At 71.4% G+C, this 22,672-nt stretch carries 19 protein-coding genes; 11 read left to right on the top strand and 8 right to left on the bottom strand.

Features of this window, described 5'->3' with window-relative positions; genetic code table 11:
* The first annotated feature begins 303 nt into the window (after positions 1-303).
* The 5 genes from IQ210_RS33160 to IQ210_RS33140 all read left to right on the top strand — a co-directional run bounded on the left by IQ210_RS33160 (position 304) and on the right by IQ210_RS33140 (position 6,864).
* The gene (locus tag IQ210_RS33160; RefSeq protein WP_194082874.1) at positions 304-966 is read left to right on the top strand and encodes a DUF3105 domain-containing protein; all 663 of its coding nucleotides are present in this window, start codon (positions 304-306) and stop codon (positions 964-966) included.
* Positions 963-1,583, top strand: coding sequence for a DUF305 domain-containing protein (locus IQ210_RS33155; RefSeq protein WP_194082873.1), 621 nt, complete (start codon positions 963-965; stop codon positions 1,581-1,583). Before IQ210_RS33160 ends, IQ210_RS33155 begins: the two co-directional genes overlap by 4 nt.
* A 223-nt stretch (positions 1,584-1,806) precedes the next feature.
* A complete protein-coding gene (locus IQ210_RS33150) occupies positions 1,807-3,714 on the top strand; it encodes a S53 family peptidase (protein WP_228048809.1) in 1,908 nt (635 codons plus the stop codon).
* An 83-nt stretch (positions 3,715-3,797) separates the two neighbouring features.
* Positions 3,798-5,849 (top strand): NAD(+) synthase, encoded by a 2,052-nt coding sequence (locus IQ210_RS33145; RefSeq protein ID WP_228048861.1) that lies wholly within the window; start codon positions 3,798-3,800, stop codon positions 5,847-5,849.
* A 154-nt stretch (positions 5,850-6,003) separates the two neighbouring features.
* Entirely contained in the window at positions 6,004-6,864 is an 861-nt protein-coding gene (locus IQ210_RS33140; protein ID WP_228048807.1) for a hypothetical protein, read from the top strand.
* Between the two features lie 23 nt (positions 6,865-6,887).
* On the opposite strand, the gene IQ210_RS33135 is transcribed toward IQ210_RS33140, so the two are convergent.
* The 4 genes from IQ210_RS33135 to IQ210_RS33120 all read right to left on the bottom strand — a co-directional run bounded on the left by IQ210_RS33135 (position 6,888) and on the right by IQ210_RS33120 (position 11,744).
* Positions 6,888-8,114 (bottom strand): MFS transporter, encoded by a 1,227-nt coding sequence (locus tag IQ210_RS33135; protein ID WP_194082870.1) that lies wholly within the window; start codon positions 8,112-8,114, stop codon positions 6,888-6,890.
* Positions 8,115-8,193: 79 nt separating this feature from the next.
* Positions 8,194-9,243, bottom strand: a complete 1,050-nt coding sequence (locus IQ210_RS33130) for an endonuclease/exonuclease/phosphatase family protein (RefSeq protein ID WP_194082869.1) — start codon at positions 9,241-9,243, stop codon at positions 8,194-8,196.
* 189 nt (positions 9,244-9,432) lie between these two features.
* Positions 9,433-10,086 carry a TetR/AcrR family transcriptional regulator gene (locus IQ210_RS33125; RefSeq protein WP_322657239.1) on the bottom strand — a complete coding sequence of 218 codons (654 nt, stop codon included), beginning with the start codon at positions 10,084-10,086 and terminating at the stop codon, positions 9,433-9,435.
* Between the two features lie 59 nt (positions 10,087-10,145).
* Positions 10,146-11,744, bottom strand: a complete 1,599-nt coding sequence (locus tag IQ210_RS33120; protein WP_194082868.1) for an MFS transporter — start codon at positions 11,742-11,744, stop codon at positions 10,146-10,148.
* Positions 11,745-11,960: 216 nt separating this feature from the next.
* On the opposite strand from IQ210_RS33120, the gene panB reads away from it, so the two are divergent.
* From panB to IQ210_RS33105, 3 genes are all read left to right on the top strand, one after another.
* The gene (panB, locus tag IQ210_RS33115; protein WP_194082867.1) at positions 11,961-12,827 is read left to right on the top strand and encodes a 3-methyl-2-oxobutanoate hydroxymethyltransferase; all 867 of its coding nucleotides are present in this window, start codon (positions 11,961-11,963) and stop codon (positions 12,825-12,827) included.
* A gap of 130 nt (positions 12,828-12,957) precedes the next feature.
* Positions 12,958-13,983, top strand: coding sequence for an ATP-binding cassette domain-containing protein (locus IQ210_RS33110; protein WP_194082866.1), 1,026 nt, complete (start codon positions 12,958-12,960; stop codon positions 13,981-13,983).
* Positions 13,980-14,810, top strand: coding sequence for an ABC transporter permease (locus IQ210_RS33105; RefSeq protein WP_097263251.1), 831 nt, complete (start codon positions 13,980-13,982; stop codon positions 14,808-14,810). Before IQ210_RS33110 ends, IQ210_RS33105 begins: the two co-directional genes overlap by 4 nt.
* A 19-nt stretch (positions 14,811-14,829) precedes the next feature.
* Here the strand turns inward: IQ210_RS33105 and IQ210_RS33100 are convergent, their stop codons facing one another.
* Positions 14,830-18,360 (bottom strand): AfsR/SARP family transcriptional regulator, encoded by a 3,531-nt coding sequence (locus IQ210_RS33100; protein ID WP_194082865.1) that lies wholly within the window; start codon positions 18,358-18,360, stop codon positions 14,830-14,832.
* Between the two features lie 205 nt (positions 18,361-18,565).
* On the opposite strand from IQ210_RS33100, the gene IQ210_RS33095 reads away from it, so the two are divergent.
* Positions 18,566-19,360 carry a site-2 protease family protein gene (locus IQ210_RS33095; protein ID WP_194082864.1) on the top strand — a complete coding sequence of 265 codons (795 nt, stop codon included), beginning with the start codon at positions 18,566-18,568 and terminating at the stop codon, positions 19,358-19,360.
* Here IQ210_RS33095 and IQ210_RS33090 read toward each other — a convergent pair.
* Both IQ210_RS33090 and npdG read right to left on the bottom strand, forming a co-directional pair.
* Positions 19,353-19,520, bottom strand: coding sequence for a hypothetical protein (locus IQ210_RS33090; RefSeq protein ID WP_194082863.1), 168 nt, complete (start codon positions 19,518-19,520; stop codon positions 19,353-19,355). The two genes, IQ210_RS33095 and IQ210_RS33090, sit on opposite strands and share 8 nt — an antisense overlap.
* Positions 19,521-19,582: 62 nt before the next feature.
* Positions 19,583-20,299, bottom strand: coding sequence for an NADPH-dependent F420 reductase (gene npdG, locus IQ210_RS33085; protein ID WP_194082862.1), 717 nt, complete (start codon positions 20,297-20,299; stop codon positions 19,583-19,585).
* A 151-nt stretch (positions 20,300-20,450) separates the two neighbouring features.
* On the opposite strand from npdG, the gene IQ210_RS33080 reads away from it, so the two are divergent.
* Positions 20,451-21,053, top strand: coding sequence for a hypothetical protein (locus IQ210_RS33080; protein WP_194082861.1), 603 nt, complete (start codon positions 20,451-20,453; stop codon positions 21,051-21,053).
* A 49-nt stretch (positions 21,054-21,102) separates the two neighbouring features.
* Entirely contained in the window at positions 21,103-22,428 is a 1,326-nt protein-coding gene (locus IQ210_RS33075) for an MFS transporter (protein WP_194082860.1), read from the top strand.
* Here the strand turns inward: IQ210_RS33075 and IQ210_RS33070 are convergent, their stop codons facing one another.
* Complete coding sequence (locus IQ210_RS33070) at positions 22,429-22,656, bottom strand: hypothetical protein (protein ID WP_194082859.1); 228 nt, start codon at positions 22,654-22,656, stop codon at positions 22,429-22,431.
* Between the last annotated feature and the right edge of the window lie 16 nt (positions 22,657-22,672).

Here is a 22,672-nt window from a genome sequence, read left to right as displayed (position 1 = left end):
GCGAGAGACGGTCGGGCACCTGAGCATCCCACCACAACACCATTTCATCCGTGTTGCGGACCATGATCGGCAGGCCGACGCCCGGTTGAACGCCTCACGTCCGACAGGTGTACTGTTCTGCGCCCATCTTGCCTGCTCGGACCCGCATAAGTAATGCCGGGCGTGCCGCGAGCTGCCACGCCCCCGATCACCTGCGGAACCCGATCTTCGGCCATTCCTGTGCCCGCCCTACGAGAGACCCCGCCCTCCCCATTACGATCAGCGGACCCGACCGGCCCCCTTTCCCCAGAAGGACACAACCCCATGGGCTCCGCCAAGAAGAAGGAATCCGCTGAGCGGAAGGCGCGCATAGCCGAGATGCGGCGTGCCGAGCAGGCTCGCGAGCGCCGCAACCGGATCCTCACGATCGGGGCGAGCGTCGCGGTCGTGGCCGCTCTCGTCGTGGGCGCCGTCGTGCTCGTGCAGTCGCAGGACGACGACAGCAGCACCGCCTCCGACTCCAAGAACCCGGGCCACTGGACCACGGGCAAGGACGGCGTGAAGACGTGGTCGGCCAAGCTCAGCCAGACCCACGTCACCAAGACGGTGAAGTACCCGATGACGCCCCCGGCCGGCGGTGACCACAACGCGGTCTGGCAGAACTGCAACGGCGACGTCTACACCAAGGCGCTCGACGACATGAACGCGGTGCACTCGCTGGAGCACGGCGCGGTCTGGGTGACGTACACCAGCAAGGCCAAGAAGTCCGACGTGGAGGCGCTCGCGGCGAAGGTGAAGGCGACGCCGTACACGCTGATGAGCCCGTACGAGAGCCAGGCGGACCCGATCATGCTGACGGCGTGGGGCCACCAGCGGACGGTGACGAGCGCGGACGACCCGAACGTGGCGAAGTTCTTCGAGAAGTACGTCCAGGGCGAGCAGACGCCGGAGAAGGGCGCGGTGTGCACGGGCGGTAAGGCGCAGTGAGGCAGGTCGGCTGGATCGCGGGGACCGCGGCGGCCGTGCTCGTCGCGGCCGGGGCGGTCACCTACGCGGTCGCGGACGGCGACGACTCCACGGCCACGCCCGCCGCCGACTCCGCGGACGCGGGCTTCGCGCGGGACATGGCGGTGCACCACCAGCAGGCGGTGGAGATGTCGTTCATCGTGCGCGACCGCACCAAGGACGAGGACGTGCGCCGGCTCGCCTTCGACATCGCGCAGACGCAGGCCAACCAGCGCGGCATGCTGCTGGGCTGGCTCGATCTGTGGCAGCTGCCGAAGGTGTCGTCGGACCCGCCGATGACCTGGATGGACATGGGCGGCATGGCGGACGGCAAGGACGGCGCGCTGATGCCGGGCATGGCGACCAACACCGAGCTGAAGAAACTCGGGACGCTCAGCGGCAAGCAGGCCGAGATCTTCTATCTCCAGCTGATGACCGACCATCACAAGGGCGGCATCCACATGGCCGAGGGCTGTGTCGCGCGCTGCACGGTGAAGGTGGAGAAGGACATCGCGCAGGGCATGGTGAACGCGCAGGAGTCCGAGATCGACCTGATGACGGACATGCTCAAGGAGCGGGGCGCGAAACCGCGTTCATAGTCGGGCCTCGGCGGTCCATAGAGGGTTTCCCCTCGGTCCTCATAGCGTGTTAACGCTCAAATGGCCTTGTCATTAGGTTAATTGGGCTCTTCTTGGGATTCGTATTCCCCTGGCATGAACGGTTCGTCGAAAGAGTTGCCCCGGCGAGTGATCCACTCGCGACGAACCGCATACAGGGGGTTCCATGAGATCCAACCGCGCCAGAACGCGCGCCGGAGTGAGCATGGCAGCGACACTGCCCATGATCGCCGGCGCGCTGGCGCTCGGCATACCCGCGGCGCACGCCTCCGACACCCCGGCCCGTGACACGCTGGCCGGGACCAAGCCCGCGTGGGCCACCGCGAAGGCCGACAAGGGCGCCACCGCCGACAGTTCGCGGGTCTCGGCCCGCGTCTATCTGGCGGGCAGGGACGCGGCCGGCCTCGCCGCGTACGCGAAGTCGGTGTCCGACCCGTCCTCGGCGTCGTACGGCAAGTACCTGAGCGCCGGCCAGGCGCAGTCCCGCTTCGGCGCGACGAAGGCCCAGGTCGCCGCCGTGAAGTCCTGGCTGACGTCGGCCGGTCTGAAGGTCACCGGCGTCTCGCAGCACTACGTCTCCGTCACCGGTGACGTGGCCGCCGCCGAGAAGGCGTTCGGCACCCAGCTGCACAACTACGCCAAGGGCACGAAGACTTACCGCGCGCCGTCGAAGACGGCGTCCGCGCCGGAGAGCCTGAACGGTGCCGTCCTGACCGTCACCGGCCTGGACACCGCCCCGCACAAGGCCGACCACGCCGACCAACTGCCGGGTCCCGGCGCCGTGTTCAAGAACTCCGGGCCGTTCTCCTCGTACTACGGCTCCAACATCGCGAGCACGCTGCCGGACGCGTACGGCACGAAGATCCCGTACGCCGTGCAGGGCTACACCGGCAAGCAGCTGCGCGCCGCCTACGGCGCGGGCTCCTACACGGGCAAGGGGGTGCGTGTCGCCATCACCGACGCCTACGCCTCCCCGACCATCGCCTTCGACGCGGCCACCTACGCGAAGAAGCACGGCGACGCGGCCTACACCAGCGGCCAGTTGAAGCAGGTCCTGCCCAAGAACTACACGAAGACCGGCGCCGACCAGTGCGACGCGTCCGGCTGGTACGGCGAGGAGACCCTCGACGTCGAGGCCGTGCACGCGGTCGCGCCGGACGCGCAGATCACGTACGTGGGCGCCTCGTCCTGCTACGACGACGATCTGCTGGACTCGCTCAGCAAGATCGTCGACAACCACCTCGCCGACATCGTCTCCAACTCCTGGGGCGACATCGAGGCCAACCAGACGCCGGACCTCGCGGCCGCCTACGACCAGGTCTTCCAGTTCGGCGCGGTCGAGGGCATCGGCTTCTACTTCTCCTCCGGCGACAACGGCGACGAGGTCGCCAACACCGGCACGAAGCAGGTCGACACCCCGGCCAACTCGGCGTGGGTGACGGCGGTCGGCGGTACCTCGCTGGCGGTCGGCAAGGGCGACAAGTACCTGTGGGAGACCGGCTGGGGCACCGAGAAGGCCACGCTGTCCGCGGACGGCACGAGCTGGACGAACTTCCCCGGCGCGTTCACCTCCGGTGCGGGCGGCGGCACCAGCAAGACGGTCGCCGAGCCCTTCTACCAGAAGGGTGTCGTCCCGGACGCGCTGGCCAAGGCCAACAACGCGGCCGGCAACCGTGTGGTCCCGGACATCTCCGCGATCGCCGACCCGAACACCGGCTTCAAGGTCGGCCAGACGCAGACCTTCCCGGACGGCTCGGAGAAGTACAGCGAGTACCGGATCGGCGGCACGTCGCTGGCGGCGCCGGTGATCGCGGCGGTACAGGCGCTCGCCACGGAGGCGCGCGGCGGCAAGGCGATCGGTTTCGCCAACCCGTCGATCTACGCGAAGTACGGGTCGAAGGTCTACCACGACGTCACCGACAACCCGACGGGGTCGGGGCTTGCAGTGGCGCGGGTCGACTTCGTCAACGGGTATGACGCGGCAGACGGTCTGACTACGTCTGTGCGGTCGCTGGGCAAGGACAGCTCGCTGATCGCGGTGAAGGGGTACGACCCGGTGACCGGCGTGGGTACGCCCGCGAGCGGTTACGTGGAGTCGTACAAGCGGCGCTAGCAAGGCAGCCGATGGGGCGCGGGACGATCACGTCCCGCGCCCCATCGCGTCTCTCTGACGATTACACTGAGCCCGTGCCTTCACTGAACTTCTCGTCGATCTATCAGCACGGGTTCGCGCGTGTCGCCGCCTGTACGGGCCACACCGTCATCGCCGATCCGCCCGCCAACGCCGAAGCGGTGCTGCGTCATGCGCGGCGGTGTGCGGACGAAGGGGTCGCCGTCGCGGTCTTTCCCGAGATGGTGCTGTGCGGGTACTCGATCGAGGACCTGCTGCTCCAGGACGCGCTGCTCGACGAGGTCGAGGCGGCGCTCGCGACCGTGGTCGAGGGGTCCGCGGAGCTGCTGCCGATCCTGGTCGTCGGCGCGCCGCTGCGGCATCGCAACCGGGTCTACAACTGCGCGGTGATCGTGCACCGCGGCCGCATCCTCGGGGTCGTACCGAAGTCGTACCCGCCGAACTACCGCGAGTTCTACGAGCGCCGGCAGATCGGTGACGGCGCCGACGAGCGCGGCGGGTCGATCCGGGTCGGCGGCGAGAGCGTGCCGTTCGGCGTGGATCTGCTCTTCGAGGCGGCCGACGTTCCCGGCCTCGTGCTGCACGCCGAGATCTGCGAGGACATGTGGGTGCCGGTGCCGCCCAGCGCGGAGGCGGCCCTCGCCGGGGCGACCGTGCTGGTCAACCTGTCCGGCAGTCCGATCACGGTCGGGCGGGCCGAGGACCGCAAGCTGCTGTGCCGTTCGGCGTCCTCGCGCTGTCTCGCGGCGTACGTCTACGCGGCGGCCGGTCTGGGCGAGTCGACCACCGACCTGTCCTGGGACGGCCAGACGATGATCTACGAGAACGGCGTGCTGCTCGCCGAGACCGAGCGGTTCCCGCTCGGGGACGAGTACGCCGTCGCCGACGTCGACCTCGACCTGCTGCGGCAGGAGCGGCTGCGGATGGGCACGTTCGACGACAACCGCCGTACGCACGCGGCACGGACGCGCGACTTCCGCACGGTGTCCTTCGAACTCGACCCTCCGCTCACCGACCTGGGACTGCGTCGGCGTCTGGAGCGCTTCCCGTTCGTGCCGGCCGACGCGGACCGGCTCGCCCAGGACTGTTTCGAGGCTTACAACATCCAGGTCCAGGGCCTCCAGCAGCGGCTCGCCTCGATCGGCGGCTCGAAGGTCGTCATCGGTGTCTCCGGCGGTCTGGACTCCACGCACGCGCTGATCGTCGCCGCCCGCGCGATGGACCGCGCCGGGCGCCCGCGCAGTGACATCCTCGCCTGGACGCTGCCCGGTTTCGCCACCAGCGACCACACCAAGGACAACGCGCACGCCCTCATGCGGTCCCTCGGGGTCACCGCGGCCGAGCTGGACATCACGCCGACCGCGCGGCTGATGCTGGCCGAGATGGGGCATCCGTTCGCGTCCGGTGAGCCGGTGTACGACGTCACGTTCGAGAACGTCCAGGCGGGCCTGCGCACCGACTACCTCTTCCGGCTGGCCAACCAGCGCGGCGGCATCGTGCTCGGCACCGGTGACCTCTCCGAGCTGGCGCTCGGCTGGTCGACGTACGGCGTGGGCGACCAGATGAGCCACTACAACGTCAACGGCGGCGTCCCGAAGACCCTGATCCAGCACCTCATCCGATGGGTCATCAGCAGCGGCCAGTTCGGCGACGAGACCGGCAAGACGCTCGCCGCGATCCTCGACACCGAGATCAGCCCGGAGCTGGTGCCGGGCGAGGAGATGCAGTCGACGGAGTCGAAGATCGGCCCGTACGCGCTGCACGACTTCACGCTTTTCCACGTCCTGCGCCACGGGTTCCGGCCGTCGAAGATCGCCTTCCTCGCCTGGCACGCCTGGCGGGACGCGGACGCCGGTGAGTGGCCGCCGGGCTTCCCGGACGCCAAGCGGGTGGCGTACGACCTGCCGGAGATCGCCAAGTGGCTGGAGGTCTTCTGCCGCCGCTACTTCGGCTTCGCCCAGTTCAAGCGCTCGGCCATGCCGAACGGCCCGAAGGTCTCGGCGGGCGGCTCGCTGTCACCCCGCGGCGACTGGCGTGCGCCGTCGGACAGTTCGGCGCGGGCGTGGCTGCGGGATCTGGAACGGTTCGAGGAGCTGCGGGCGGCGGCCTCGTCGTAATCGCGGCAGCCTCGTCGTGGTCGACGTCCACCCGTTGGCCAGCCGTTGGCCCACGACCACCGCCGTCCGGCCAGAAGTACGCCTTGGTCGTAGCCACTGCCGTCCGGCCAGTACGCCTCGGCCGCAACCACCGCCGTCCCGCCAGGAGTACGCCATGGTCCGCAGCATTCCGCCGTGCCCGTTCGCCGTGGAGGAGCTGATACCCGAGCTGGCGGGGCACGCCCGGACCACGACGCTGCTCTACCCGCGCGCGGGCAGTCCCGGCGTACGGGACAGCTCCGTCGGCGGTCCGCTGCTGTGGCCCGCCGACGAGCCCTGGCCGGTGTGCCCCGGCGCGGGGCACGACGCCATGGTGCCGGTCGTGCAGCTGTTCGCCCGGGACGTCCCCGAGCTGCTCTTCCCCGCGGGCACCGACCTGCTCCAGATCGTCTGGTGCCCTTGCCTCCACGACGACCGTGACGAATGGGTCGCGCTGCCTCGGCTGTACTGGCGGGACGCGGCCGACGTGAGCGCGACCGGCCTGCTCGCCGACCCGCCCCGCCCGTCCGCGTACGACGAGGACTTCCTCCCCCGCCCCTGCACGGTCTCCCCCACGCCGGCGCTGGAGTACCCGAACTGGGACATGCCCGAGGGCCTCTCCGGCACCCTGGGCGAGCGGTTCGAGGAGATCGAGGCCGCGACCGGCCACTCGTACTACGACGTGGCCACCACCATCCAGAGCAAGGTCGGCGGCTACCCGGGCTGGACCCAGCCGCCCGACTGGCCGGACTGCGCGTGCGGGCGGCGGATGGAGCATCTGCTGAGCATCACGGCGACGGAACCGGCCCACGGCCGATGGCTGCCGTACGACGACCATGCCGCCGGCGGCGACCGGCCGGTGTGGCTGACCGAGGCCGACCCTGCCGTCGAGGACGGGATCGGGCACGGGATGGACATGGGCGACCTGGGCGGCATCTACTTCTTCGTCTGCCGCCACTGCCCGGACACGCCGTACGCGTACCGCTACGACTGCTGAGCCGCCGTTGGCAACGCCAAGCCTCAGCGGGTGAGGCTCACGTCCAGGGCCTCGGGTACGTGCGAGGCGATGACGCGTTCTCGTGCGGACACCGGTACGGTCGCGCGCCGCCGGTCCACCACCGCCGCCGTGCCCGCCACGCCGAGGCCCAGGACGGCGAGCGCCGCACCCGCCAGGGCCGGGGAGGTGGCGCCGAAGCCCGCGGCCAGCGCCAGGCCGCCGATCCACGCTCCCCCGGCGTTCGCCAGGTTGAAGGCGGCCTGGTTGGCGGAGGAGGCCAGCGAGGGGGCCGAGGAGGCCTTCTCCATGACCATCAGCTGGAGCGGCGAGCCGGTGACGAAGGCGGCGACGCCGAGCAGGACGACCGCCACGGCCGCGCTCACCGGCGTGCTCATCAGCAGCGGGAACGCGCCGAGGACCACGACCAGCGAGACCAGGCCGCCGAACAGCGTCGCCCGCATCGCGTGGTCGGCCAGCCGGCCGCCGACGAGGTTGCCGACCGTCGCGCCCACGCCGAACAGCGCGAGCAGCAGCGTGACGCTGGCGTCGGCGTACCCGGCGGAGTCGGTGAGCATCGGCGTGATGTAGCTGTACGCGGCGAAGAGCGCGCCGAAGCCGGCGACGGTCGTGCCGAGGGCCAGCCAGACGGGGAGGGACTTCAGGGCCGCGAGCTCGCCGCGCAGGCCGCCGTGCGCCGGTGCCACCCGGTCGTGCGGGATCAGCGCGGCCAGGGCCGCGATCGCGGCGAGGCCGATGGCGCTCACGCCGAGGAAGGTGGCCCGCCAGCCGAGGTGCTGGCCCATGAGCGTGGCGACCGGCACGCCCGCGATGTTGGCGACGGTGAGCCCGAGGAACATCAGCGACACCGACCGGGCCTTGCGCTCGGGCGCGACCATGGTGGTGGCGACGACCGCGCCGACGCCGAAGAAGGCGCCGTGCGGCAGGCCGCTGAGGAAGCGGGCGGCCAGCAGCCAGTGGTGGTCGGGCGCGAAGGCGGAGGCCGCGTTGCCGGCCACGAACAGCGCCATCAGCGCGATGAGGACCGTACGGCGGGACATGCGCGCGGTGGCGGCGGCGAGCAGTGGGGCGCCGATGACGACGCCGAGCGCGTACGCCGAGACGAGGTGGCCGGCGGTCGGGATGGAGATGTTCAGGTCGTCCGCGACCTCGGGCAGCAGGCCCATCATGACGAACTCGGTGGTGCCGATGCCGAATGCGCCCACGGCGAGGGCGAGCAGGGCGAGGGGCATGAAGGGCCTTTCGGGGTTGTTCCGGGGTGCTTATGTTCACCAACGGAACAAAGCCTTGCAGGCCCAGTATTCCAGACGGTTACGACGAGGTGTCCACCATCAGGCTGGCGGCCACGGGGAGGTGGTCGCTGCCCGTCTCCGGCAGGGTCCACGAGCTCTCCGGCTCGACGCCCTTGACCAGGATCTGGTCGATCCGCGCCATCGGGAACGAGGCCGGCCAGCTGAACCCGAACCCGCTGCCGGCCGCGCCCTGCGTGGAGCGCAGCTGGGAGGTGACGGCGTTGAGGGCGCGGTCGTTCATGGTGCCGTTGAGGTCGCCCAGCAGCACGACCCGCTCCAGCGGCTCATCGGCGATCGCCTCGCCCAGCGCGTCGGCGCTCTTGTCGCGCTGCCGGGCGGTGAAACCGGCCTCCATCTTCACGCGGACCGAGGGCAGGTGGGCGACGTAGAACGCGACCTGCCCCTCGGGCGTGGTCACGGTGGCCCGCATGGCGCGGGTCCAGCCCAGCTTGATGTCGACGGGCTTGACCCCGCTCAGCGGGTACTTGCTCCACAGCCCGACGGTGCCCTGCACCGAGTGGTACTTGTACGTCCCCGCCAGCGCCTTCTCGTACGTCGGCACCGCCGCGGAGGTCAGCTCCTCCAGGGCGACGACGTCCGCGCCGGAGGCCGCCACGTCACGGGCGGTGTCGGACGGGTCGGGGTTGTCGGCGTTGACGTTGTGCGTGGCCACCGTGAGGTCGCCGCCGGCGCCGGCCTTGTCGGTGAGCAGCCCGCCGAAGAGGTTGAGCCAGACGACGGCCGGGAGGATCACCGCGATCAGGGCGGTCGCCGACTTCCGTACGAAGCCGAGGACCAGCAGCACCGGGATGGCGAGGCCCAGCCAGGGCAGGAAGGTCTCGGTGAGGCTGCCGAAGTTGCCGATGCGGTTCGGGATGCGGGAGTGCATCAGCATGATCAGCGCGAGGACCAGGGCCAGGGCGGCGAGGACGAGGCCGCGCCGCCAGATCCGCGGGTCACCGCGCCAGGGGCCGGTCAGTCTGTCCAGCAGGCGTCGGAACCTGGAGTCCCGGCGCTCGGGCCCCGAGCCGCCGTTGTCCGTCTCCTCCATGTACGCCTGCTGCGCCATACCGCGTCGCCTCACTGCCTGCCGTGCATCCGTCCGTCCCCCGACGTAACTCAAGACCCTAGGGGATGATCGGTTCCGATCCTGCCGTCCCATGACGGCCGTACCCGCACGAGGACGTACAAGTCGCCGTTCGGAGTTCCGGACACGGCCGGGGAAAGCGCCGTCTGTGACGAAACGCGCACATCGGGGTTACGAGGTCGGCGAACTGACGGTCGATGAGCTGACGGGCCGTAGGCCTTCCAGGAGAGCGTCGACCATCTGCTCGGAGAGCCCCTCGGGCAGGTCGGCGTCCGGGCGCATGATGGCGCGCACCAGCATCGGGCCGACGAACAGGTCGTTGACGAATTCCAGGTCGAGGTCGGCGCGGAGTTCGCCGTTCTCCCGGCCGCGGCGCAGGACGTCGAGGCCGACGCGGCGCCGGGGGGCGATGACGGCCTCGTGGTAGGAGGCCCAGATCTTCGGGCTCTGCTTCATCTGCGCGTAGACGTTGTGCAGGATCGCCGAGGACCGGTTGAGCAGCCCGCGCTGCCGCAGCGACTCCAGCAGGACGACGAGGTCGTCGCGCATGGAGGTGCCGGGCAGCGGCGGGTCCGGCGGCTCGGCGGTCCGCACGACGTCGACGAACAGCTCCTCCTTGCCGCTCCACCGCCGGTAGATGGCGGCCTTGCCGACACCGGCGGTACGGGCGATCCGCTCGATGGACAGCTCCGCGAGCGGGACCCCGTCCTCCAGCAGCTTCATCACCCCTTCGACGATGGCCCGCTCGACGGCTTCGCTGCGGGGGCGCCCGCGGGCGGGGGTGGTGGGGCGGGGGGTGCCTCCGGCTTCGGCGAGGCTGGTCACGTCGCTGCGTCCCTTCTGTGGTCCGAGGTGATTCTCTCCCCCCTGGCGTCGCCCCCCGGCTACTCCGCCGCCGTCACCAACTCCCGCCCCTGCTCGTCCTTCTCGTCGGCCGGCGGCTTGCCCGGCAGGAACACGGCGACCACGACCGCGCCGACCACCGCGACGCCCGCGCCCCACAGTGCGGTGATGTGCATGGCGTGCAGGAAGGCGTCGTGGGCCGGGGCGATGAGCGCCTTGCCCTGGGGGCCGAGCTTCTCGGCGACGCCGAGGGTGGCCTCGATGGACTCGCCCGCGGTGTGGCGGGCGCCTGCCGGGAGCACGCCGAGCTTGTCCTCGATGCCGTTGCGGTAGGCCGTGGAGAGGACCGAGCCGAGGACGGCGATGCCGAGGGCGCCGCCGACCTGCCGGAAGGTGTTGCTCAGCGCGGACGCGGAACCGGCCTTCTCGCGCGGCAGGGCCTGCATGATGACGACGCTGACCGGGGTCATGACGTGCGCCATCCCGGCGCCCATGAGGAAGAACATCACCTCCAGGGCCCAGACCGGCGTGTCCGACTCCAGCGCGGCGAAGGCGGCCAGCGTCGCGGCGAGGATCAGCAGGCCGCCGGTGGTGGTGGCCTTGTTGCCGAAGCGGTTGACGACCAGCCGGGCGCGCGGCGCGAAGATCAGCTGGGCGGCGGCCAGCGGCAGCATCAGCAGACCGGTCTGGAGCGGCGAGTACCCGCGCACGCTCTGGGTGTAGAAGACCGAGAAGAAGGTCACGCCCATCAGCGCGAAGAAGACCAGCGCGAGAGCGGCGATCGCGGCCGAGAAGACCTTGTTCTTGAAGTACGTGACGTCGATGGACGGGTGGTCGCTGCGCTTCTCGAACACCACGAACGCGGCGAGCACGACGAGACCGGCGCCGATGGTCGACAGCACCTTCGGGTCCGTGAAGTCGGCGAGCTGGCCGCCCTTGATGATGCCGTAGACGAGCAGGACCAGGCCGACGACCGACAGGACGACGCCCACGGGGTCGATGCGGCCGGGGTTCGGGTCGCGGGAGTCCGGCACCAGCCACAGCATCAGCGCGAGGGCCAGCACCACGATCGGCACGTTGATGAGGAAGACCGAGCCCCACCAGAAGTGGTCGAGGAGCACACCGCCGGTGATCGGCCCGATGGCGATCGCGAGACCGACGCCGCCGGCCCAGATGCCGATGGCCTTGGGCTGCTCGTCGCGCTCGAAGACGTTCATGAGGACGGCGAGGGTGGCGGGCATCACGAACGCGGCGCCGAGCCCCATCAGCGCGCGGAACGCGATGAGCTGCTCCGGCGACCCGGAGGAGGCGGCGAGGGCGGAGCCGATGCCGAACACGGCGAGCCCGCCGAGCAGCACCCGCTTGCGGCCCAGCCGGTCACCGAGGAGCCCGGCGCTGAACAGCAGGCCCGCGAAGACGAGGGTGTAGGCGTTGATCGCCCATTCCAGCTCGCTCTGGGTGGCGCCCAGGCCGGTCGGGGCGGGGGTCGAGATCGTCTTGATCGCGACGTTCAGGATCGAGTTGTCGAGCACCACGATCAGCAGGCTCAGCATCAGCACGCCGAGGATCGCCCAGCGGCGCCGGTGCACGGCCTCGGGTATGCGGGGGCCGGCGACGGCGGGGTCGGCAGGAGAAGTCATACGGCCGAGCCTAGACCTATTTCGATACGGCACCGTCTCGTATCGGAATTCTTTACGGAGACCTTAAGAACGAACCTAGGGAGACGGACGTACCCCGCTCGACGCGTGACCCATGTCCCGTCACCCGGTCTGGCCGCGCGTGACACGAGGTGCCACCATGGAGGTGATCCGGGGACGCCGTCAGGGCGCCTCGAGATGACTGAAGGAGCCGTTGCCATGACGCAGCTTTCGGCTGCCCAGACCAGGCCCACCGACGGCAGCAAAGCGCTGTACGGGGGGAAGGGCACCCGCCGCATCACCGTCCGCGACATCGCCCTCGCCAAGGAACGCGGCGAGAAGTGGCCCATGCTCACCGCCTACGACTCGGGGACCGCGGCGGTCTTCGACGAGGCCGGCATCCCGGTCCTGCTCGTCGGGGACTCCGCGGGCAACGTCGCGCTCGGGTACGAGTCGACCGTGCCGGTCACCCTCGACGAGATGACCATGCTCTCGGCCGCCGTCGTCCGCGGTACGTCCCGCGCGCTCATCGTCGGCGACCTGCCCTTCGGCTCCTACCAGGAGGGTCCGGTGCAGGCGCTGCGCTCGGCGACCCGGCTGGTCAAGGAGGCCGGGGTCGGGGCGGTCAAGCTGGAGGGCGGTGAGCGGTCGTACGACCAGATCCGGCTCCTCGTCGAGTCCGGCATCCCGGTGATGGCCCACATCGGCCTCACCCCGCAGTCCGTCAACGCCATGGGCTACCGCGTCCAGGGCCGCGGCGAGGAGGCGGCGGCGCAGCTGCTGCGCGACGCGAAGGCCGTGCAGGACGCCGGCGCCTTCGCGGTCGTCCTGGAGCTGGTCCCGGCGGAGCTCGCGGCCGAGGTCACGCGCACGCTGCACATCCCGACGGTCGGCATCGGCGCGGGCGCGGAGACGGACGCGCAGGTGCTGGTGTGGACCGACATGCTCGGTCTGACCGGCGGGCGGGTCCCGAAGTTCGTCAAGCAGTACGCCGACCTGCGCACGGTCATGGGCGACGCGGTGAAGGCGTTCGCGGAGGACGTGGTCGGCGGGACGTTCCCGCAGGAAGAGCACTCCGTGCACTAGAAGCCACAGTGGTACAGAAGCAGCCCGCCGACTTCCCCCATCGGCGGGCTGCTGGCTTTGTAGGCAGCCTGTAGGTGGCTGTCGGTGGCCTGTAGGTCGTTTGTCGGTGGGCCCTGGCACCGTTCTCGGCATGACGCGAATCGACAACAACCGCAGCGGCGCCGACATCGCCGTGTCCGTGCGGGGACTGGTCAAGCACTACGGCGAGACCAAGGCGCTGGACGGCGTCGACCTGGATGTGCGCGAGGGCACCGTGATGGGTGTGCTCGGGCCGAACGGCGCCGGCAAGACCACCCTCGTACGCATCCTCTCCACCCTTCTCGCCCCCGACTCCGGCCTCGCGACGGTCGCCGGGTACGACGTCGTCCGGCAGCCTCGGCAGCTGCGCCGGGTGATCGGCCTCACCGGGCAGTACGCCTCCGTCGACGAGAAGCTCCCCGGCTGGGAGAACCTCTACATGATCGGCCGGCTGCTGGATCTGCCCCGCAAAGAGGCCCGCCGCCGCGCCGACGAGCTGCTGGAGCGGTTCTCGCTCACCGAGGCCGCCAAGCGCCCGGCGAGCACCTACTCCGGCGGTATGCGCCGCCGCCTCGACCTGGCCGCCTCCATGATCGGGCACCCGGCGGTGCTCTTCCTGGACGAGCCGACCACCGGCCTCGACCCGCGCACCCGCAACGAGGTGTGGGACGAGGTCAAGCGGATGGTCGGCGACGGGGTCACCGTCCTGCTCACCACCCAGTACATGGAGGAGGCCGAGCAGCTCGCCTCCGAGCTGACCGTCGTGGACCGGGGCAAGGTCATCGCGGGAGGCGGCATCGAGGAGCTGAAGGCGAAGGTCGGCGGCCGGACCCTGCGGGTGCGCCCCGCCGATCCGCTGCACCTGCGCCCGCTCGCCGGTCACCTCGACGGCCTCGGCATCACCGGCCTGGCCACCACCGTCGTCGACCCGGAGTCCGGCTCCCTGCTGGTGCCGATCCTCAGCGACGAGCAGCTCACCGCCGTGGTCGGCGCGGTCACCGCGCGCGGCATCACGGTCTCCAGCATCACCACCGAACTGCCCAGCCTGGACGAGGTGTTCCTGTCCCTCACCGGCCATCGCGCCAGTGCCCCGCAGGACACCGTGCCCACCGAGACCCGCGAGGAGGTCGCCGTATGAGCGCCGCCACCCTTACCGCCGACAGCGCCGCCAAGTCCGTCGACGACGTCCGTATCCCGCTGCGCGGGCATCTGCGGCACACCGGTGCCCTGATCCGCCGCAACCTGCTGTGGATCCGTCAGGACCCCGAGTCGATGGCCGACGCGCTGCTGATGCCGGTCATCTTCACCCTGCTGTTCGTGTTCGTCTTCGGCGGCTCGATCGGGCAGGCGCTGGGCGGCGGTCAGGACCAGTACGTGCAGTACGTCATCCCGGGCATGATCGCGATGATGAGCATGACGCTCTCCCAGGGCGTCGGCACCGGGTTCAGCCAGGACTTCAACTCCGGTGTCATGGACCGGTTCCGGTCCCTGCCGATCGGGCGCGGCTCGGTGCTGTTCGCGAAGATCTCCGTCGAGCTGATGCGGATGCTGTTCGCGACGACCGTGCTGATGCTCGTCTCCGTCGCCGTCGGCTTCGACATCACCAACTGGCCGGGGCTGTTCGCGACCGTCGCGCTGGCCACCGCGTTCGCCTCGTCGATCATGTGGGTGTTCCTCACGCTCGGCGTGGTCATGAAGAGCGCGCAGTCCGTGCAGGCGATGGGCTTCCTGGTGCTGTTCCCGCTCCAGTTCGGCTCGTCGATCTTCGCGCCGACGACCTCGATGCCGGGCTGGCTCCAGACCTTCACCGACTACAACCCGCTGTCCACGCTGGCGGACGCCGCGCGCGGACTGATGGTGGGCGGTCCCGTCGCCCACGACCTGTGGGTGACGATCGGCTGGTCGGTGGCGATCACCGCGGTGATGGCGCCGGTGGCGATCCACAAGTTCCGTACGAAGAGCTGACATCGATCGGCATCAGGGTTCAGACGAGGGCGGCGGCCTCCCCGGGGGAGAGACCGGCGCCCTCGTCGTACGCCGTGGCGTAGGCCGCTTCGCCGAGCAGGGCACGCAGCTCCCGCTCGGCCTGGCCGCGGGTCTCGCGTTCGTACGTCGTCGCCGCGTGGCTGTCCGGCAGCAGCGCGTCGCCGGCCGCGAGGCAGCGGGCCCCGTCCGCGGCGCGGCCGTCGACACCGGCCAGGCCCAGCGCGGCGATGTGCAGGTACTGGGCGCGCATGTGCGGGGCGATGGCCTGGGACAGCGGGTCCTCGGCCTTGCGCAGCGCCTGGCGGGACTTGTCGAGGCAGGCTTCGAAGCAGCCGTCCGCCGCCTCCACGCGGGCCTCCACGCCGAGGATGTAGGCGTCGAAGATGATGAAGTGGGCGATGCCGAAGTCCTCGCGCAGCAGCCGCACTTGCTCGCGCGCCTCGGTGACCCGGCCGGTCTGGGCGAGGCGGACGGCGAGGAAGAGCCGGGCGGCGGGCATGGCGTCGTTGTGGCCGCCGCCGTCGGTGGCGATCACCTCGCGCAGCAGCCGCTCGCCCCGCTCGGGGTCCGACTCCAGCAGCGTGCTGCCCAGCCGGGCCTTGAGCACGGCCTGCTGGGCGCGGGCGCCGAGGCGGGCGGCGATGTCGATGCCGGCCTCGTAGTCGGCCGCCGCCCTGTCCCAACGGCCCTTGCGTTCATGGGACTCGGCCCGTGCGGAGAGCGCCTCGGCGGTGCCCCACAGGTCACCGAGGCGCTCGTAGATCGCCAGCGACTCGTCGGCGTCCCGGATGGCGTCGCCCTCCCAGTCGACGCGGTTGGCGAACACGTTGGCCCGCCACTGCAGGCTGGCGGCGAGCTCCCAGTCGTATCCGGGTGTCTCGCGGGAGGTGCGGACGGTCTCGTCGATGACCAGCCGCAGCCGCTCCATGTCCCCGGTGAGCATGACGGCGAAGAACCACAGGGAGCCGGGGATGCGGCAGGTCTGCGGCATGCCCGGCTCGTAGGTCAGGGCGATGGACCGCAGTTTGGTCTGTGCCGCCGGGGTCTGCCAGGCGTCCAACTCGGTGTCCATGCAGGCGAGATGGACCAGATGCAGACCGCGCCGGGCCTCTTCGAGGACCTCTCCGGTCCAGGGCGGCGGGGTGTCCGTGCAGCGCTGCCACACCGGTTGCGCGGGGCGGGCGGTTTCCGGGAACGGGTCCGGGCCCAGGTCCATGACCTCCCGGGACCAGTTGCGGGCCTCGATCTTCAGATCGCGCATCTGCCAGTACCAGGCCAGCGACAGGATCAGACAGAGGCCCTCCTGCTCGTCGCGTTCGGCGACGGCGAGCCGCAGGGCGGTGCGCAGGTTCTCGTACTCCCGCTCCAGCATTCCGATGGCGGCGAGTTGGCCCGGACCGCGCAGCAACGGGTCGACGGTGCGGGCGAGTTCGCGGTAGTACGTGAGGTGCGCGCGCCCGGCCTCGGCCCGCCGGCCGCTCTCGTCGAGCCGCTCGCCCGCGTACTCGGCGACGGTCTCCAGGAGCCGGTAGCGCATCTCCCCGCAGTCCGAAGGGGCGGCCACGACAAGGGACTTGTCCACGAGCGAGCCGAGCGCGTCCAGCGCGGCCGGACCGCACACGGCCTCGGCGGCGGCGAGGTCGCAGCCGCCGGCGAACACCGACAGCCGCCGCAGGACTTCCCGTTCGCCCTCGTCCAGCAGATCCCAGGACCAGTCGACGACGGCCCGCAACGTCTGCTGGCGGGGCAGCAGGGTGCGACTGCCGGAGGTGAGCAGCCGGAACCGGTCGTCGAGCCGGTCCGCGATCTGACGTGGCGTCAGCATCCGTAGCCGGGCAGCCGCGAGCTCGATGCCGAGCGGGAGTCCGTCGAGGCGCCGGCAGATCTCGGCGCAGGCCGCGGCGGTCTCCTCGTCGGCCTCGACCCGGAAGCCCGGCCGGGCGGCGGCCCCGCGGTCGGCGAGCAGCCGCAGCGCGACGGGCTCGGGCAGCGGGTCGACCGGCCGCAGCAACTCCCCCGGTACACCGAGGGATTCACGACTGGTGGCCAGCACCGTCAGCTGCGGGCACCGCTCCAGGAGCGCCTCCGTCAGCCGGGCGGCGGCCTCGACGACGTGCTCGCAGTTGTCGAGGATCAGCAGCATCCGCCGCCTGCCGCAGTGCTCGACGAGCCGCTCGACCGGGTCGTCGTGCCGCTCGTTCCCGGCCCGCATCGCCTCGGCGCCGGCCCCGTACAGCACGGTCTCGCGGGCGCCGACGGCGGTGAGCACGGCCTCCGGCACGTCGTCGGGGTCGTCGACGGGAGCGAGCTCGACCAGCCACACCCCGTCCCGCGCGGCGTCCCCCACGGTCTCGGCCGCCTCCTGCGACAACCGCGTCTTCCCGGCCCCACCGGGCCCGAGCAACGTGACAAGCCGAGCCACCGCGAGATCCCCCCGAATGGCCTCGATATCACCTTCCCGCCCGACGAAGGAGGTGAGCCGGGCGCGGAGGTTGCCGGGAGTGGGCAGGCCTCCGGCGGTGCGCGCGGGCCCGCCGGCCGAGCTGCCGGACGCCGGCGAGACGCCCGGGTCCTGAGGCGCACCGGGCCACTGGCCTGCTGACGCACCCTGCACCGCCGCCGGACCCTGCGCTGCCGCGGGCCACTCGCCCGCCGCCGGAACCTGGTCAGCCGTCGAGTCCCGGTCTGCGACCGGCCCCCAGCCCGCCGTCGGTCCGGCACCCGCCGCCATGCCGCGCCCCGCCGACGGCCCCCGCCCCGCGGCCGAGCCGCGCCCCAGGGCCGGCCCGGTCCTCGCCGACCCGTTGGCCAGCAACTCCCCGTGCAACGCCCGCAGTTCCGGGCCCGGGTCCGCTCCCAGGCGGTCCGCCAAAAGGTGGCGTACCTCCTCGTAGGCGGCCAGCGCCTCTGCTGTGCGGCCCGCGTCGCGTAGGGCGCGTAGGCGGAGGGACTGGAGGGGCTCGTCGAGGGGGTGGGTGTCGCAGAGGGCCGTCAGTTCGGGGAGGGAATGTTCGGCTTGGCCGAGGGCCAGGGCGGCGGTGTGGCGGGCGCGCAGGGCGTCCAGGCGCCGGGCCTCCCAGCGGGCCGACTCGGCGGTGCGGTCGGGCAGGTCGGCGAGGGCGGAGCCGCGCCACAGGGCGAGGGCGTCGTCGAGGACGCCGGTCGCCTTGGTCGCGTCGCCGTCGGCCAGCGCGCGGGTGCCCTCGCCGGTGAGCCGGTCGAAGCGGTGCAGGTCGATGTCGTCGGGCGCGGCGACGAGTCGGTAGCCGCCGTCCACGGAGGCGACGGCGTCCGCGCCGAGGGCCCTGCGCAACCGCCCCACCAGCGCCTGGAGCGCGGCGGGCGCGTCGGCGGGCGGGTCGCCGCCCCACACCTCGGCGACCAGCAGCCCGACGGTCACGGTCCGGCCGGGCCGCAGCGCGAGCACGGTCAGCAGGGCACGCAGCCGCGCCCCGCCGACCGGAAGGGGGATGCCGTCGGAACGGAGTGCCTGGGTGGTGCCGAGGATGCGATAGCGCACGGGGTCCATTGTCTCTGGTCGTTCGGGGGCCGGTCACGGGGATACGAGGGCGGGCGGGGGCCGTGTCGGGGGCGGCCGGCGTCTCGTCACGCACATGCCACCACTCCATGTCCCCCACCTTCTACGGAACCGATGACCGACCGCGAGACGTTTTCGTCGTACGCCCGGTACGGTCGGGCAGTCCCAGAGCGTGTACGAGAGTCGGGGGAGCCCCATGACAGCCACTGCCGCCCGCCGCAGCGACCGGCGGATCAGCCCCGTCTTCGTCGGGATCCTCGCCGTGACGGCGGTGACCGGGTGGGCGACCTGGACCGGGTTCGCGGAGCAGCCCGGGGTGGCGGTGTTCCTGTTCGTGACGGCCGCGTGGATCGTCTCCCTGTGTCTGCACGAGTACGCACACGCGCGTACCGCCCTGCACAGCGGTGACATCTCGGTCGGCTCGAAGGGCTATCTGACCCTCAACCCGCTCAAGTACACCCACGCCCTGCTCAGCATCGTCCTGCCCGTCCTCTTCGTGATCATGGGCGGGATCGGTCTGCCGGGTGGCGCGGTCTTCATCGAGCGCGGGCGCATCCGGGGGCGTTGGAAGCACAGTCTGATCTCGGCGGCCGGCCCGCTGACCAACGTGCTGTTCGCGGCCGTGTGCACCGCCCCGTTCTGGCTGGAGGCCCTGGACGGCGTGCCGACCGACTTCCGGTTCGCGCTCGCCTTCCTCGCCCTGCTCCAGGTGACGGCGGCGATCCTGAACTTCCTGCCGGTCCCGGGCCTGGACGGCTACGGCGTCATCGAGCCCTGGCTGTCGTACAAGATCAAGCGCCAGGTGGAGCCGTTCGCGCCGTTCGGCCTGCTGTTCGTCTTCGCGCTGCTGTGGGTGCCGTCGGTCAACCACGCCTTCTTCGACCTGATCGACTCGATCCTGGCGGGCCTCGGGATCAGCGACTTCGAGACCTACTGCGGTCAGGACCTCTATCGCTTCTGGCAGACGAGCAGCGACTGCAGTGTCAGTTAGTGACCTTGCCCCGCTTCACGTAGTACCAGCACATGTTGCTGGACAGGCCCGCGATCAGCACCCACACGATCCCCAGCCAGCTGCCCTGCGCGAAGGACACCACCGCCGCGGCGATGGCGAGCAGGCAGACGATGAGGGCGTAGAGGGCGAGGCGGGGCATGAGGGCGGTTCTCCTGTCGGGGGGACACTGCTGCGCTACGGCATCCAGTGTCCCCCATCCCCTCATACGTCCGTGACGCGCAGTCCCGCGTGCGCCTTGTAGCGGCGGTTCACGGAGATCAGGTTGGCGACCAGCGACTCGACCTGGTGGGCGTTGCGCAGCCGGCCCGCGAAGACACCGCGCATACCGGGGATGCGGCCGGCGAGGGCCTGGACGATCTCGACGTCGGCGCGCTCCTCGCCCAGCACCATCACGTCGGTGTCGATCTCGTCGATCTCCGGGTCCTGGAGCAGGACGGCCGACAGGTGGTGGAAGGCGGCGGCGACCCGGGAGTCGGGCAGCAGGGCGGCGGCCTGCTCGGCGGCGCTGCCCTCCTCCGGCTTCAGCGCGTAGGCGCCCTTCTTGTCGAAGCCGAGCGGGTTGACGCAGTCGACGACCAGCTTCCCGGCGAGTTCCTCGCGCAGCGACTCCAGCGTCTTGCCGTGCCCGTCCCACGGCACGGCGACGATCACGATGTCGCTGCGCCGCGCGGTCTCGGCGTTGTCGGCGCCCTCGACCCCGTGCCCGAGCTCGTCGGCGGCGGCCTGGGCGCGGTCGGCGGCCCGCGAGCCGATGATCACCTTCTGGCCGGCCTTGGCGAGCCGGTAGGCGAGGCCCTTGCCCTGGGGGCCGGTCCCGCCGAGCACGCCGACGACGAGTCCGGAGACGTCGGGGAGGTCCCAGGGGTCCTTGGCGGGCGCCTTCGCGGGGGTCTGTGCAGCACTGTCGGTAGAGGTCATGGGCTGACTTTACGTGCGCCGGGCCCGCCCCCAGGGGTCGGGTGAGCCGCATCACTGCGCCCTCTGACGGGCGGGCTCCGCCTGACCGGTTCGGGCGAATCGGGGCCGAACTCCGGGTCGGGGCCGAGTGGTTGCGGCAGGATGCGGTCGCATGGACGCCGTACGTGTCGCGTTGCTGCGCGAAGTGCTCGCCGGGACCGAGTGGCTGGGGACGACCCGGCGGTTCGCGGGGGTGCTGCGCGGGTCGGTGGTGTCGAACGGGGGCGGGCTGCTGCTGGTCGGCACCCCGGAGTACGAGCCCTGGCATCTCGCGGCCCATCTGGTGGACGAGGCGGCCTGGTCCGGCACGCCGGAGCTGGCCCCCACCCTCGTACGACATGACGCGCGGCCTTCCGATCCGGTCCATCTGGCCGTCGGTCCGGGCCGGTTGGCGGCGGCGCGGCGCGGTGAGACGCTGCTGGTGGTGTCGCCGGAGGAGCCGGACGCCCCGCTCCTGGAACGGGTGCACGACGCCCGGCGGGCCGGTGCGACCGTCCTCGCCCTCGGCCCCGGCGAGGGCGGCCTGGCGGCGATGGCGCACGAGTCGCTGGCGGTGCCGGAGGGCACGGACCTCGATCTGGACACCGTGCAGCATCTGGTGAGCGCGGCGGCCGGGGAGAACGCCCTGCCCGCGCCGCGCGGCCCGCGCCGCTTCCGGGACCGGCTGGCCCGGCTGACGGAACAGCTCACGGCACCGCCGCCGGCGCGCTGGTAGCGGGAAATTCGGTTGCCGGGTGGGCCGCTCCACCCGAGCATGACCGCTCGTGACCGACACAGACACCGACGCCGATCCGGCGCCCTCCCGCCTCCGCTCCGTCCTCCCCGACCTCGCCCCCTGGCGGGCCTCCGCCGACTTCCGGCGGCTGTGGGTGTCGGGGCTGGTCTCGTACTTCGGCAGCTTCCTGACGTTCGTCGCGCTGCCGGTGCAGATCAAGGAGCTGACGGGGTCGGCGGCGGCCGTCGGGGCCATCGGCGCGGTGGAACTCGTCCCGCTGATCGTCTTCGGGCTGTACGGCGGCGCCCTCGCCGACGCGCTCGACAAGCGCGGCCTGATCATCTGGACGGAGGCCGGGCAGGGTGTGCTGAGCGGGGTGCTGCTGCTCAACGCGCTGCTGCCGGAGCCGGCCGTGTGGCCGCTGTATGTCGTGGCGGCCGTCTCCTCGGCGCTGACGTCGGTGCAGCGGCCGGCGCTCGACTCGCTGTGGCCGCGGATCGTGGCGCATGAGCATCTGCCGGCCGCGGCCTCCCTCAACACCTTCCGCTGGACGGTCGGCGGGGTCGCGGGCCCGGCGCTGGCGGGCGTGGTCGTCGCGTACGCGGGCCTCGGCTGGGCCTACGCCGCCGACCTGGCGACCTTCGTGGTCTCCGTGGCCCTGATGATCCCGATCGCCGCCTCCCCGGCCGCGCACGAGGCGGCGAAGCCGTCGCTGAAGGCGGTCGCCGAGGGGGCCAGGTACGCGTGGGGCCGCAAGGAGCTGCTCGGCACCTATGCCGTCGACGTGGTCGCGATGCTGCTGGCGATGCCGCTGGCCGTGCTGCCGTTCCTCGCGGACGAGCTGGACGCCGAGTGGTCGCTGGGCCTGATGTACGCGACGGTGCCGCTGGGGGCGATGCTGGTGAGCGTGACGAGCGGCTGGACGGCCCGTGTCCACCGCCACGGCCGGATGGTCGTGCTGTCGGCGGCGCTGTGGGGCGTGGCGATCGCGGCGGCGGGTGTCGTCGGCAACGTATGGCTGGTGCTGCTGTTCCTGACCGTGGCCGGGGGCTGCGACATGGTCAGCGGGATCTTCCGCGGGGTGATGTGGAACCAGACGATCCCGGACGAGCTGCGGGGCCGGCTCGCCGGGATCGAACTGCTGTCGTACTCGGTCGGCCCGACCCTCGGCCAGGTCAGGTCGGGCGGTTTCGCCGCCTGGTGGGGGGTGCGGGCGTCGGTGTGGTCGGGCGGGCTGCTGTGCGCGGGCGCGGTGGGACTGCTGGCCCTCTGCCTGCCGAAGCTGATGACGTACGACGCCCGCACCGACGAACACGCGGCACGGGTACGGGCCCAACGCGAGGCGGCGGCACGGGTGAGCCCGGCCGAGGCCTGATCAGTCCTCCTCGGCGCCCTTCGTGGCGTCGTGCCACTTGGGGTCGTTCTCCCACTGGAGGTTGCGCTCGCGGGCGGTCTCCATCGCGTGTTCGGCCTCCTGCCGGGAAGCGTACGGGCCGAACCGGTCCTTGGCGGGGCATTCGGGCCCCTCCTCGACCTTCTTGTGCTCCAGGCAGTAGTACCACTCGCCCGGCTTGCCGACCGTGCGCTTCTTGAACAAGGCCATGACCTGCTCCTCTCGC

It is taken from the genome of Streptomyces justiciae (assembly GCF_015163075.1).
Taxonomy (GTDB): Bacteria; Actinomycetota; Actinomycetes; order Streptomycetales; family Streptomycetaceae; genus Streptomyces; species Streptomyces justiciae.
Note: the sequence above shows the minus strand (reverse complement) of the source record. Positions and strands in the feature narration are given on the sequence as shown.